The organism is Terriglobales bacterium (genome assembly GCA_035937135.1).
Taxonomy (GTDB): domain Bacteria; phylum Acidobacteriota; class Terriglobia; order Terriglobales; family Acidobacteriaceae; genus DASYVL01.
On record DASYVL010000126.1, the window covers coordinates 1 to 12,918 of the forward strand.

General features: G+C 64.7%; 12 protein-coding genes. 1 reads left to right on the forward strand and 11 read right to left on the reverse strand.

Features of this window, described 5'->3' with window-relative positions:
* The 3 genes from VGQ94_07525 to VGQ94_07535 all read right to left on the reverse strand — a co-directional run.
* Positions 1 to 803 (reverse strand): ABC transporter permease subunit (locus VGQ94_07525; GenBank protein ID HEV2022364.1); only part of this gene is annotated, 803 nt, incomplete at its 3' end.
* Between the two features lie 9 nt (positions 804 to 812).
* Positions 813 to 1,706 (reverse strand): ABC transporter ATP-binding protein, encoded by an 894-nt coding sequence (locus VGQ94_07530; GenBank protein ID HEV2022365.1) that lies wholly within the window; start codon positions 1,704 to 1,706, stop codon positions 813 to 815.
* Between the two features lie 6 nt (positions 1,707 to 1,712).
* Positions 1,713 to 2,126: a GntR family transcriptional regulator gene (locus VGQ94_07535; protein ID HEV2022366.1), complete on the reverse strand. Its 414-nt coding sequence runs from the start codon at positions 2,124 to 2,126 to the stop codon at positions 1,713 to 1,715.
* A 556-nt stretch (positions 2,127 to 2,682) separates the two neighbouring features.
* Here VGQ94_07535 and kdsB point away from each other — a divergent pair.
* Entirely contained in the window at positions 2,683 to 3,408 is a 726-nt protein-coding gene (gene kdsB / locus VGQ94_07540; protein ID HEV2022367.1) for a 3-deoxy-manno-octulosonate cytidylyltransferase, read from the forward strand.
* Here kdsB and VGQ94_07545 read toward each other — a convergent pair.
* The 8 genes from VGQ94_07545 to VGQ94_07580 all read right to left on the reverse strand — a co-directional run bounded on the left by VGQ94_07545 (position 3,405) and on the right by VGQ94_07580 (position 12,918).
* Entirely contained in the window at positions 3,405 to 4,550 is a 1,146-nt protein-coding gene (locus tag VGQ94_07545; GenBank protein HEV2022368.1) for a M48 family metallopeptidase, read from the reverse strand. The two genes, kdsB and VGQ94_07545, sit on opposite strands and share 4 nt — an antisense overlap.
* Positions 4,551 to 4,570: 20 nt before the next feature.
* Positions 4,571 to 5,989, reverse strand: a complete 1,419-nt coding sequence (locus VGQ94_07550; protein HEV2022369.1) for a phosphoglucomutase/phosphomannomutase family protein — start codon at positions 5,987 to 5,989, stop codon at positions 4,571 to 4,573.
* A gap of 22 nt (positions 5,990 to 6,011) precedes the next feature.
* A complete protein-coding gene (locus VGQ94_07555; protein HEV2022370.1) occupies positions 6,012 to 7,127 on the reverse strand; it encodes a mannose-1-phosphate guanylyltransferase in 1,116 nt (371 codons plus the stop codon).
* A 7-nt stretch (positions 7,128 to 7,134) separates the two neighbouring features.
* Positions 7,135 to 8,112 carry a type I phosphomannose isomerase catalytic subunit gene (locus VGQ94_07560; protein HEV2022371.1) on the reverse strand — a complete coding sequence of 326 codons (978 nt, stop codon included), beginning with the start codon at positions 8,110 to 8,112 and terminating at the stop codon, positions 7,135 to 7,137.
* A gap of 84 nt (positions 8,113 to 8,196) precedes the next feature.
* On the reverse strand, positions 8,197 to 9,396 hold the full coding sequence (locus tag VGQ94_07565; protein ID HEV2022372.1) for a pyridoxal phosphate-dependent aminotransferase: 1,200 nt from the start codon (positions 9,394 to 9,396) through the stop codon (positions 8,197 to 8,199).
* Complete coding sequence (gene coaD, locus VGQ94_07570) at positions 9,393 to 9,929, reverse strand: pantetheine-phosphate adenylyltransferase (GenBank protein ID HEV2022373.1); 537 nt, start codon at positions 9,927 to 9,929, stop codon at positions 9,393 to 9,395. The genes VGQ94_07565 and coaD overlap by 4 nt, the downstream gene beginning before the upstream one ends.
* A 250-nt stretch (positions 9,930 to 10,179) precedes the next feature.
* Complete coding sequence (gene recA, locus VGQ94_07575; GenBank protein ID HEV2022374.1) at positions 10,180 to 11,244, reverse strand: recombinase RecA; 1,065 nt, start codon at positions 11,242 to 11,244, stop codon at positions 10,180 to 10,182.
* Between the two features lie 168 nt (positions 11,245 to 11,412).
* Entirely contained in the window at positions 11,413 to 12,918 is a 1,506-nt protein-coding gene (locus tag VGQ94_07580) for an FAD-dependent thymidylate synthase (GenBank protein ID HEV2022375.1), read from the reverse strand.

Consider the following 12,918-nt stretch of genomic DNA (forward strand, 5'->3'; position numbering starts at 1 on the left):
AGGACGACCAGCAGCGTGAGCAGCCAGAGCGGCCGCAGCAAACGAAGCTCCTTGCGGATCAAGTTGAGAAACGGACCGGTCGGCCGGCAGCGAAACAATCCAGCCAAAGCTTCTGGCATCACGCCTGGAACGGCCATCAGCAAATCGTCGCCGGCCATTCCTCCCGTCACTTGGAACCGCGCCAGCGTTCGCCGGCCAAGCCAGAGCATCACACCTGCGTAGCACAGGAGGGCGAAGGTGGCGATCGAAACCACGGGTATGGCTGCCGGCAAGGAGAAATCTCCGGTTTCACGAATCCGCTCTGGCAGGGTCGCCCAGGCAACAATAACGATGAAATAGGGGACCATACAGCTCAGGACGAGGCCGCCCAGCGTTGATCTCGCGATTAGCGTCCAAAATGTCGCCGAAGCGATGGTGGTGATGACTAATGCGCCACCGAACACCCAAAGCTTCGGTTCTTCCTGAAGCGCAGACCGCCAGCCATAGCAGACAACCATGGCCGCCGATAGGACGGCGACGAGCGTGACGCTCATCTTCTCGCCCCAGATTTCCATCCGGCTGACGGGTTGACTGAGCAGGAGAGAAAGCGTGCGGTGTTGGAATTCGTTGCCTAGCGAGAGAGTCGCCAGCAGCAGAATGCCTACGCCGGTGAACACTAAACTGATCTCCAGAATATTGCTTCCAAGCAGGATGGGATCTGACTGACGCAGAACGAGCGGCAGCGCGCCCGCGAGGGTCACGGCGCACCAGGGCCACAAAAGGGGGCGTGCTTCCTTGAGGATTCTCGTGGTTTTGGCGGTCATTCTCGTCTCCTACGATTTCAAGGTCGCGACAAAGATTTCCTCGAGCGTCAGCGCCTCGGTCGTGAGGGCCTCCGGATTGTGCTGCCGCAGGCGCTCCATCAATTCGGGGCCGGCGCCGTTGGCGATCAACTCCAGTTCGCGCCCGTTGCGGCGCACGCGCAACGCCGCTTTGAGGTCGAGCTCCGGCAGCGATTGAGCAAAGCGCGCGCGGATTTTCTGGAAACGCTCACGGGCCTGGTCGGCGTCGAGCGTCAGCACGGCGCGGCCGCCGTCTATGATCGTGAACTCGTCAATCAATCCCTCGAATTCGGTGATGAGGTGTGTGGAAACAAAAATCGTGCGGTTGCCCGGATTGCCTTCCTGGTAGGCGCCGATCACCGTCTCGATGAACTCGCGGCGGACGATGGGATCCAGTCCCGACGTCGGTTCGTCCAGCACCAGCAAGTCCGTCTCCGGGCAGACCGCCGCGATCAGCGCGACCTGAGTCCGCTGGCCCTTTGACAGATCACCCGTGCGCTGCGCCGGATCGAGCCGGAAACGCTCCAGCAGCTCCTGCTCGGTCTTCCGGTTCCAGCGCTCCCGAAAGGACGCCAGGTAATCGAGCGTCTCGCGAACGCTCATCCACGGATAGAACGCGACCTGATCCGGCACGTAGGCCAGACGGCGCTTCACCGCGACTTCGGCCTTGGCCGGATCGAGACCGAATACGCGCACCTGCCCGCCCTGCGGACGGAGCAGATTGAGCAGACACTTCATGGTGGTCGTCTTGCCCGCGCCGTTGCGGCCGAAGAGTCCGTAACACCGGCCCGGCTGTACCTTCAAGCTCAAGTCATGGACCGCCTCGGTGCGTCCGTAAGCGTAAGCGAGATTCTCGACTTGGATAACGGGAGTGGGAGAGCTCATGGCCGGTCAGACCTCCTTGTGATCTTCATTAGCGCGCCGTTTGTCGTCGAGTACATCCATTCGTTCATGGATCAATTCGAGGAACTCATCGCGGGGCACCTGCAAATGGTGCGCCTGCACGATGGCCTGGTCGATCTCCTCGATCAGCAGCTTGCGCCGGACTTCCTTTCGCAATGCCGAATGATTCTCTTTCAGAAAACAACCCCGCCCCGGCAGCGTTTCAATTACGCCCAGGCTTTCCAGCTCGGAATAGGCTTTGGCGACGGTATTGCGGTTGACGCGCAGTTCCTCAGCCAGCGGACGGATAGAGGGGAGCGCCTCGCCGGGCCGCAGCGCCCCTGAGGCGGCGGCGGCCTTGATCTGATCCACCATCTGGAGATAGATCGGCATGCCCGACTTGAAATTGATCTGAAATATCATGGTCGGCCTACTGTCATAGGACAATAGGACAGATGGCCGGTATTGTCAAGTGAAATTTTCTGGGTGGCCTGAGGTGATTGAATTACGACCACATACGGCCGCCGACATGGACATTCCCGGACGCCGATGGTGAATACGTGGCGCATCCAGGGTTCACTGGACCGCATAGTGGCTTCGGAAACTGGGCCGAAACCATTTCGTTTCGCCTCAGCTTGACTGTGGGGACTTTTGTGGGGACTCCGCATTCATTTCGGCTAATCTCAGTACAGCCAGACAAACCTTGGCACAGCAGGCCAACCTACAGAGCAAAAATGGGTTGCAGGGATTTCTGCCCTCCGTCCAACAACTTAGCTAAGTGGCCAGAAACGGTTTATGAGACCCTCGCTCTAGCCACTGAGCTACGCCGCCAACGGGGAGGCCCTGACGCTTCTGGGAATGACGCGAACAGCGGGCAAACATCACGCGCAACTCGATTCTAAGAGTCGCGCGCAAACAGTGTCAAACCTCGCCCGGCGGTGACAGCGGGCTCTCGCGCGGCTAGAATCGCTCTCCACTCATGAAAGCCATCGCCATCATCCCGGCGCGTTTGGAATCCACCCGGCTGCCGCGCAAGGTCCTGCGCGAGATCGCGGGCAAGCCCATGCTGGCGCACGTCTATGAGGCGGTGCGCCAAGCCTCCGGGCTGGCCGAGGTTGTGGTGGCGACGGATTCCGAGGAAGTCGCCGCCCTGGCTCACGAGCGCGGCTGGAGCGTGCGCATGACTTCGAGCGCGCATCGCAGCGGCACCGAGCGCGTGCATGAGGTGGCGGCATCCATGGCCGCCGACGTTTACCTCAACATCCAGGGCGACGAGCCCCTGGCGCACCCCGAGCACATCGCCGCGCTGCTCGCGCTCTTCGCCGATCCCGCCGTCCAGGTGGCGACCTTGAAGACGCCGTGCTCGTCCACCGACGTCCCCAATCCCAACGCCGTGAAGGTGGTGACGGACGCCGCCGGGCGCGCGCTCTATTTTTCCCGCGCCGCCATTCCCCACGACCGCGATGCCGCGGGCGCAGTCCGCTACTTCAAGCACCTCGGCTTTTACGCCTACCGCAAAGCCGCGCTCGACCGCTTCGCCGCGCTTCCCGAGTCGGCGCTCGAGCGCGCGGAGCGCCTGGAGCAACTGCGCTTCCTGGAGAACGGCATCCCCATCCACGTGGCCGAGACGCCCTACGACACCATCGGGGTGGACACGGAGGATGACTTGAAGCGAGTGGAAGCGCTACTGAACAACAGGCGCTAGCTGGCCGCGCGTTGCGTCCGCGCCCAGGCTTCCGCCGCGGCCACGCGCTTGGAAATCGCCGGATGGGAGTGGAAGAACCACTCCACCACGGGTGAGGGTTCGCGCTCCGCCAGGTTCTGCTCGCACAGCTTATTCATGGAAGAAACGAACGGCCCGATGCTGGGGATGGCCTGGAAGCTGTAGCGATCAGCCTGGCGCTCCTTGCGGCGGGAGTAGGCGTTCAGCGCCGGCATCAGCAGGAACGACATCACCGTCGAGACCAGCGCCAGCAGCGGCAGCCCGGCGAAGTCGGAGAGGTTCAGGAACATTCCCCGCCGCTCGATGGCGTAGCGCAGCACCCAGTTCGACGCCCAGAAGCCGGCGAGGGTGATCCCCACCTGTACCACGATGCTCTGCAGGATGTGCTTGTGCACGTGGTGGCCGAGCTCGTGGGCCAGCACCGCTTCGATCTCGTCGTGAGAGTAGTCCTTGAGCAGGGTGTCGGCGAGGATGATGCGCCGGGTGTTCCCCAGTCCCACCAGCGCCGCGTTGGCCTTGCGGCTCTTCTCCGAGAGCTTCCACTCGTACACGCCGCGGACTTTGGTCCCGGCGCGCTCGCTCAGGCGCAGCAGGCGCTGCTTCAGGTCTTCGTCCTCCAGCGGGACGAACTTGTAGAAGAGCGGGAAGACGGCGATGGGCGCCACCTGGGTGAAGAAAATGAAGAGCACGATGAACACTACCCAGGCGATCAGCCACCAGTACTGCGGCGCCAGGCGGATGGCCAGGTAGATGAGCTCGACCACCACCGTGGCCAGCACCAGACCCACCAGCCATCCTTTGAGCTCGTCCCAGACCCAGGACTTCACCTTCTGATTGGAGAGGTGGTACTCGTGCTCCAGGCGGAAGCCGTAGTAGTCGAGGCCCACTCCCAGCAGCTTGTTCAGCAGCATGAGCTGCACCACGTAGAAGAAGACGGCGAGGGTGTAGTTCTGCCGCGCGGCCCAGTAGGCAAGGTCGCGCAGGTGGCCGGTCCAGCCCGTGGCCAGAAGGGCCCCGAACATTCCCACGCCCAGCAGGAAGTCGGCGATGCCCAGTTCGCGCCGGATGCGGTTATACCGCCTCGCCGCTCCGGCATCGTGCGATTGCGTGGACGCTTCCGTCAATCCACCACTCCTTAGTTCCGTCATCCCGCGTTTACGAAAGATTCGGCCGCACCCAGAATGTCCGCAACTAGTTGCGGCGACGATGCCTCGGCATACAACCGCAGCAGGTGCTCGGTGCCTGAAGCCCGCAAGAGCAGCCAGGGCTCGGCGCCATCGCGCTCCCGCGGGGCGTCCAGGTACAGCTTGACCCCGTCAATGCTCTCCCGGCGCAGAACCTTGTAGCCGCTCAAACTACCCATTTTAAGGTCTAAGGCGCGCTGGATGGCGGATTCCTTGACCGCGTCGTCCACGTGCAGGTCGCGGCGGAGGTAGAAGTGTGGGCCGAACTCCTGTTGCACCTGATCCACCAATTGGGCGAGCGTCTTGCTCTCCTCGGCCATCACCCCGGCGAGCAGGAGCGCGTTCAACGTCGCATCACGCTCGGGCAGGTGGCGCTGGATGCCGATGCCGCCCGATTCCTCGGCCGCGATCACGATGTCGCGCTCCATCATCAAGGCGCCCAGGTATTTGAAGCCCACCGGGGTGACGTGCAACGTGCGTCCGAAGCGCGCGGCGATGCGGTCGGCCATATGTGTAGAGTTGAAGGCGCGCGCCACTTCGCCCGGCCACTCGCGGCGCGCCACTATCCAACGCAGCAGGATGCAGAAGATCTTGTGGGCATCGACGAATCCGCCGCGCTCGTCCACCGCGCCGATGCGGTCGGCGTCGCCGTCGCAGAGGAAGCCGGCATGCGCGCGCTCCCGCACCACCGCCTCCTGCGCTGCCCGCACGTGCGGCTCGATGGGCTCGGGGTTGATGCCGGGAAACAGCGGATTCACCTCACCGCGGATCTCTAGGTGCTCGATGCCATGCTGCTGGAAGATTCCCGCCAGCACGCCGCGGCCCGAGCCGTACATCACGTCGATCACAAAGCGGAAGCCGGCGCGCGTGATGCGCTCCATGTCCACCAGGCTGGTGATGGCTTGGACGTAGTCCGGCTTGAAGTCGGCAGCCTCGATCTTCGCCGCTGTGCCTTTGGGCGCCGCGCCCGCGCGCAGCTCTTCTTCGATCTTCTTCATGATGGCGGGCGAGGCGGAGCCACCGTAGCGCGCCTTCACCTTCAGACCATTCCAGTTCCACGGGTTGTGGCTGGAGGTGATGACCACGCCTGCGGCCAGGCCGCGATGCTTCACGGTGAACGAGACCACCGGCGTGGGAACGTAGTCGTTCGACAGCCACACGGGGATTCCGGCGGCTGCTAGCGTCTCGGCCGCCAACTCCGCGGCGCGGCGCGAGGCGAAGCGCGTGTCATAGCCCACGGCCATGCCGCGGGCTGCGTCTTCGTGCTTCAGAACGTAGGAGGCGACGGCCGCCGCGACCCGGCGCACGTTGTCGAAGGTGAAGTCGTCGGCGATGACCGCGCGCCAGCCGTCGGTGCCGAATTGGATGTCAGTGGACAAAACACTCGGTCGCTGCCGGCAGCTACAGGAGATGCTTCCTCTTCTTCTCTTCCAAGTGCTTCACGATCTTGCCGACGTCCTGGGCGCGGTCGCGGGTGATGATGAGCAGTGCGTCCTCGGTCTCGACCACCACCACATCCTTCACGCCCACGACCGCGACGAACTTGCCGGGAGCGTGGACATAGTTGCCGGAGGCGTCTAGCTCGTAGCGGCCAGTTGCATGAATGACGTTGGCGTTGATATTGACGTTGGCGCCGTCTGCTCCCGCCCTGTGCTCGTAGAGCGATGCCCAGGAGCCCAGGTCGTTCCATCCGAAATCCGCCGGGATGCAGTAGAGCTTTGAGGCCGCCTCTCCCTTGGCCGAGCGCGGTTCCAGCACCGCATAGTCAATGCTGATGCTGTCGCATTTGGGATACTCGCGTTGCAGCACGGAGGCGAACTTCCCCGTGCCGTGGGCCGCGGCGATCTTCTCCAGCCGCGCGGCGGTCGCCGGCAGATGTTCGCGCAGCGCGTTTACCAGGGTGCGCGCGCTCCAAACAAACACGCCGCTGTTCCAGAGGTGTTTGCCGGCCCTCAAGAACTCCTGGGCGCGCGCGGCATCGGGTTTTTCAGCGAAGCGGCACACGCGAAGGACGCCCGGCGCCATCTGCTCGCCGGTTTCGATGTAGCCATATCCGGTCTCGGCGCGCGTCGGCTTCACGCCCAAGACCACGATGTTCTCCCCCGCTCCGGCGATCATCGCCGCCTGCTGCACCACCTTGCGGAAGCGCGCGGCGTCCGCCGCCACCTGGTCGGCGGGGAACATTCCGATGATGGCTGTGGGATCGAGCCGCATCAGCAGAAACGCCGCCAATCCGACGGCCGGGGCGGTGTTGCGTCCCACGGGCTCGGCGAGGACCTGCTTTGCCGGCAGCCGGCGCACCTGGCGGAGAATCTCCGGGCGCAGTTCGCTGTTGGTGATGACCCAGAAGCGCCGCGCCGGCGCCAGCGGCGCGAGCCGCGCGACCGTCTGCTGCAGCATGGTCTCGTTCCCGTCGAGCGCCAAAAGCTGCTTGGCGCGCCGCCGGCGTGACACGGGCCAGAAACGCGTTCCCCTTCCTCCGGCCAGGATCACGGGATAGAAATTCGCTTTGCCCACAAACCTCTCAGCTCGCTTTGGTCGGAGGATGCGGCGCCCCGGGCGCCGGCACTGCGATGGAAAGATACTCGAGACGCCACTGCGGCCGGACCGTGAACTCCGCAACCCCCGCCGGGACGACCAGCGCATCGCCCGTGGCCAGGCTGGTCTCGCTTCCGCCCGCCGCCAACACCCCACAGCCATCGAGCCCCATCACAACCCACGCCGAGGACGGTCGCGTGTTCTTGTGGATCTGGATCTTTTCCCCCTCCACCAGAAACTTCTCCACACGGAACCACGGGGAAACGGCCAGCATGGATTCCTGGCTGCCGCGCACAACCCGCCCGGCTCCCGTGCGCTCCCGCATCACCTGAAAACCCTGCTCCAGGTGCAGCTGGCGCGAGCGGTCGTAATCATACAGACGGTAGGTGGTGTCGGAGTTCTGCTGGATCTCGACCAGCACCGACCCGGGCCCGATGGCGTGCACCGTGCCCGCGGGGTTGTAGATCATCTCGCCGGGCTTGATATAGATCCAGTTGAGCAACTGGTCGGCGCGGTCGCCGCGGCGGACCGCGGCCTGGAAGTCGGCGCGTTGGGTGCCGGGCTTCAGGCCCAGCCCGACCTGCGCGTCGATCTCCGCCTTCACCACGTACCAGCACTCGCTCTTGCCGCAAGGGAGGCCCGCGCGCCTCGCGTCCTCGTCCCTGGGATGCACCTGCACCGACAGCTTCTGGCGGGGAAACAGAAACTTGACGAGCAGGGGAAAGCGCTCCGCCTGGGGCGCAGCCTCACCCACCAGCTCCCGCCCATAGCGGTGCGCCAGCACGCCCAGCGTCTGGCCCGTGAGCCGGCCGTTGGCCACGCGACAGTCGTCACCGGTCAGCCACACCTCGCCGATGGGCTCGCCTTCGATCTTGTAGTTGGGATAGATGGGTGCCAGGTCGCGCGCACCCCACACGCGCTCCTTGAACTCGGGCAACAGCAGCAGTGGATAGAGGTCGGACATGAGAGCGGACTATGGTAACAAGCGCGGGAAAAAACCTAACCACAAAGGATACGAGGGAGCACGGAGGCCCTGTTCCAGCCGCTGTTAAAGCGCGCCGAAGAACTTGCGCATGCGCCCCAGGCCCTTCTCGATCTCCGCCGCCGAGGTCGCATAGGAGATGCGGATGTGCTCGCGCGTGCCGAAGCCCTCGCCGGGGACGGTGACCACGCCCGCCTCGCGCAGCAGGCGTCCGGCAACGTCCGAAGCCGACTGGATGCCGCCGCGCCCGAAGTAGCTGGAAACGTTGGGATAGGCGTAGAACGCCCCTTCGGGCTGGGTGCAGGCCACGCCCGAAATCCCGCGTAAGCCGGTGACGATCTGGTCGCGCAGCCGGATGTAGTCGGCGCGCATCTCCGCCACGCACTCCTGCGGCCCGTTGAGCGCCGCCACTGCCGCCTTCTGCACGATGGAGGTCGGGTTCGAAGTGGACTGGCTCTGCAGCTTCTGCATGGCGGAAACGATCGGCGCCGGCGCCAAGGCGTAGCCCAGCCGCCATCCCGTCATGGCGTAGGTTTTCGACAGCGACCCGATGATGACCAGATGCTCCTTGCAGTCGGTGAGCGAGCCGGCGGAGAACGGCTTCCCGGCGAAATCCAGATAGACGTAACACTCGTCGGAGACCACGTAGATGCCGCGCTGGTGCGCCAGGCGCACGATGGCCGCGATGTCCGCAGCGCTCATGACCGCGCCCGAGGGATTCGACGGCGAGTTCAGGATGATGGCCTTGGTGCGCGGCGTGAGGGCGCGCTCGATCATCGCGGCGGTGAGCTGGAAGCCCTGCCGCTCATCGGTCTCGACGAAGACGCAGGCGCCGCCCGCGTACTGGATGATGTCTTTGAACGAGACCCAGTAGGGCACGGGTACGATGACCTCGTCGCCGTGGTCCACCAGCACCTGGATGGCGTTGAACAGCGCGTGCTTGCCACCGACGGAGGCGATGGCCTCCTCGCGTTTGTATCCCGAACCCAGGTCAACGGCGTGCCGGCGCACGATGGCGTCGCGCAGCTCGGCCGTCCCTGCCACCGCCGTGTACTTGGTGAAGTTCGCTGCGAGGGCGGCGACCGCGGCATCCTTGATGTGCTGGGGCGTGGCAAAGTGCGGCTCGCCCGCGCCGAAATCCACCAGGTCGGCGCCGGCGGCGCGCAGCTTCTCGGCTTCGTTCACCACCGCCAGCGTGGCGGAGATCTCGATGCGCTGGATGCGCTGCGTGAGGGGCGACGTCTTCACTTCCGCTGTGGCGCTCATCTTTGTTTCTTGCTCCCTCGCTTGGCCTGAATGGGGACGGGTTTTGCGACGCGATTGACCTTGGCGCGCAGGCCCTCTTCCACCATCGCCGGCACCAGCCCGCGCACCGAGCCTCCGTGGCGTGAAATCTCCTTCACCAGCCGGGAACTCAGGTACGAGTACTTCTCCGCCGGCATCATGAACACGGTCTCCAGTTTCGGATCGAGCTTCCGATTCATCAGCGCCATCTGCAGCTCGTACTCGTAGTCGCTGATGGCGCGGATGCCCCGCAGCACAGCGCCCGCTCCCCTGCTGCGCGCATAGTCCACCAGCAGGCCGTCGAAGGTGTCCACCTGTACGTTTTTGAAGCGCGCGGTCATGCTCTCCAGCATCTCGCGCCGCTCCTCCAGGGTGAACAGCGGGGCTTTCTCCGGGTGGCGCAGAATGGCGACGATGAGTTCGTCGAAGATCTTGCTGCCGCGCTCGACCAGGTCCAGATGCCCGTTGGTCAGCGGGTCGAAAGAGCCGGGGTAGATGGCGATGACGGGCTTCATGCTTGTCCGCGGGACCAAGGGCTTTTATATCACCGCCGCCGCGCCGCCGCGCACAGAAAAAGCCGCACCCGTTTGTCCCGCTCCGGCGCCACCGTTACAATCTTCCCGTCACTCGACTTGGAGGGCCCTAGGTCCCTCGACTCGCACTTCCTCGTCCGCCTGGGCGGACTCGGGTCGCGCTCGCTCGGGATGACAATCCTAAGAATGGGGTCGCCAGCCAAGGAATCCCTCAGCAAGAGCTACGCCGCTCTCACTTCCGTGCCACGGCCCGAGCCTGCTCTTTCTGCATGGGTTCGGCGGGGACGGGGGCGGGCGCAGCGGGGGCGAGCAGGCCAAGGGCCTGGCGCACTTCGACGTCCAGCTTCTGGGTGATGTCTTTGTTCTCGCGCATGAAGTTGCGCGCGTTCTCGCGGCCCTGCCCAAGGCGCTCCCCGCGGAAGCTGAACCAAGTGCCAGACTTCTCGACCAGCCCCTGGGTCACGGCCAGGTCTAGCAGGTCGCCCTCGCGGGAGATGCCTTCGCCGTAGAGGATGTCGAACTCGGCGTCGCGGAAGGGCGCCGCGACCTTGTTCTTCACCACCTTCACCCGGGTGCGCGAGCCCACCACCTGGTCGCCTTCCTTGATGGCGGCGATGCGCCGGATGTCGATGCGCACCGAGGAGTAGAACTTCAGCGCCCGGCCGCCGGAGGTGGTCTCCGGGTTGCCGAACATCACGCCAATCTTCTCCCGGATCTGGTTGATGAAGATCATGCAGGTGCGCGACTTGGAGACGATGCCGGTGAGCTTCCTGAGCGCCTGCGACATCAGGCGCGCCTGCAGGCCGACGTGGTGGTCGCCCATCTCGCCGTCCAGCTCGGCCTTGGGGACCAGCGCGGCGACCGAATCCACCACCAGCACGTCAATGGCGTTCGAGCGCACCAGGGCCTCGGCGATCTCCAGCGCCTGCTCGCCCCAGTCGGGCTGCGACACCAGCAGGTTGTCCACATCCACGCCCAGCTTCTTAGCGTAGGCGGGATCGAGGGCATGCTCGGCGTCCACGAAGGCGGCCATGCCGCCCGTCTTCTGCGCCTCGGCGATGACCTGCAGCGCGATGGTGGTCTTGCCCGAGGCCTCCGGGCCGAAGATCTCCACCACCCTGCCGCGGGGGAAGCCGCCCACGCCCAGCGCCAGGTCGAAGGAGATGGCGCCTGTGGGGATGACGGAGATGGGAACGATGGGCCCCTTCGACCCCAGCCGCATGATGGAGCCTTTGCCGAACTGCTTCTCGATCTGCGCCATTGCCAGGTCGATCGCCTTGCCCTTCTCGTCAGCCATGAATGCTCTCCTAAAGTCTTGCGTCGGCGCTTTCTACACCGAAAAAGCCAGCCCAAGCCGGGAATCTGTTTCTTGTTCCGGATTCGGAACAAGCCTGCACGACGCCCGGATTATACCCGAAACCTCGCCCAACAGCGAATAAAAGGCGAAACAGGAGAAACCGGCCAGTTACCGCTTCAGCAGGTCCACCGGCTCCCTCACGTCCGTCACCCGGAAATACTTCGCCAGCGCCGGATACTTCCGCGCCACGTCCCGATACATGTCGTAGGCCACGTTGCGATAGGAGAAGTGGCCCGCGGGCGTGGTGCGCAGCTCGGCGATGTAGAGCACCTCGGCAAAGTCCATCTTGAACAGCGTCCGGCAGCGATAGGCCAGAGGAAGCAGATACTGCGCGCTCTCTTCGCTCTCGGCATGGCCCGCGGCGCGCCGCTGCGTCGTGAGCTGCGCCGCGGCCTGGGCCGCGCGCGTCATCCCCGCATCGTATCGCTCCCGCATCCCGGCGCCGGAAATCTCCTCCGGCGTCTCGTAGCCGTGCGCCGCGGTGAAGCCCTGCAAAATCTGCACGCAGCGGCGGTGGCGGTGCATGTCGCGGAAGCCACCGATATCCATCAGGATGTCGAAGCGGAACCTCTGCCCGCAGGCAAAGGGCCGCAGCAGCTCGTCGCGCTTGCCGCGGTGCTTCATTCCCAGTTCGACGATCTCCTCGCGGCGCGCGCCCTCCAGCCCCTTCACCTGCTTGCAAATCTGCTTATAGGGATAGTGACAGTGCGCGTAGAGCAGCGTGGTGGCCAGTTCGACCTCGAGCGCATCGTCCTCCAGCAGGTCCACCCGGTTGACCTGGGCGATCTCGGCGCCGGCCATCAGCTCCGCGGCCGCCTGGCGTAGCTCTCGCCGGGTCTCGATCTCGTAGGGATTGGCCTCGGCGTACTTCACCAGCGTGGGCGCCGCCCGGACCTCCTTCAACAACGCCTGCGCCGCCCGCTCGCCCAGCACCGGATCGAGCGCCCGGACCTCCTCCACCAATGCCCGCCAGGCGTCATGATTCGCGTTGTAGGCGGGCTCGCGCGCCGCCTTCTTCAAAAGCTCCGCGAGCTGACGCACCTCGCCGTGAGTGTGCGAGAGCAGGTGCGCGATCTGGTTCTCCAGCGTCCGGGCGTTCACGATCTCGCCCAGCGAGGTGTAGGCGGCCAGGGGAAGAAAGTAGCGTGAGAGATCGAAGGCGCGGGCGCGCAGCGTGCGCTCGTAGGCCTCCGGCTTCATCTCCGCGGGCCGCGGCGTCCGCTCCTCGAGATACCGGAACATCCCCTCCGAGAACCGTTCGTACTCGGCGAACAGGAACGCGATGGTCTCCTGGTAAAGCCGTCCCGATTCCTCGTCGCCGCCGAAGTCCGGGACGTAGTAGCCGCTCTTCTTGAAGTCCTGGTAGCGGGTGGAGCGCTCCTGCCCGTCCCAGCGCGGCTCGTCCACGATGGCGATGGCCGCCAGGATGGAAAGCCGCTCGATAGCCAGCGCGATGTGCGCCAGGTCGGCGATAGAGCGGTGCCCGTACTGGAAGTAGAAGGTATTGAGAAACTTTTCCGCCTTCTGCTCGTTTATCTCTTTGAGGGACTCCTTCATGGAGAGCGCCGAGCGCGAGTACTTGGCCATGGCGTAGGCCTGCACCTCGGGCTCCAC

Coding starts and splice junctions, on each gene's coding strand:
- VGQ94_07530 (HEV2022365.1), bottom strand. CDS start 1,706: ATGAGCTCTCCCACTCCCGTTATCCAAGTCGAGAATCTCGCTTACGCT.
- VGQ94_07535 (HEV2022366.1), bottom strand. CDS start 2,126: ATGATATTTCAGATCAATTTCAAGTCGGGCATGCCGATCTATCTCCAG.
- kdsB (HEV2022367.1), top strand. CDS start 2,683: ATGAAAGCCATCGCCATCATCCCGGCGCGTTTGGAATCCACCCGGCTG.
- VGQ94_07560 (HEV2022371.1), bottom strand. CDS start 8,112: ATGTCCGACCTCTATCCACTGCTGCTGTTGCCCGAGTTCAAGGAGCGC.
- VGQ94_07565 (HEV2022372.1), bottom strand. CDS start 9,396: ATGAGCGCCACAGCGGAAGTGAAGACGTCGCCCCTCACGCAGCGCATC.
- coaD (HEV2022373.1), bottom strand. CDS start 9,929: ATGAAGCCCGTCATCGCCATCTACCCCGGCTCTTTCGACCCGCTGACC.
- recA (HEV2022374.1), bottom strand. CDS start 11,244: ATGGCTGACGAGAAGGGCAAGGCGATCGACCTGGCAATGGCGCAGATC.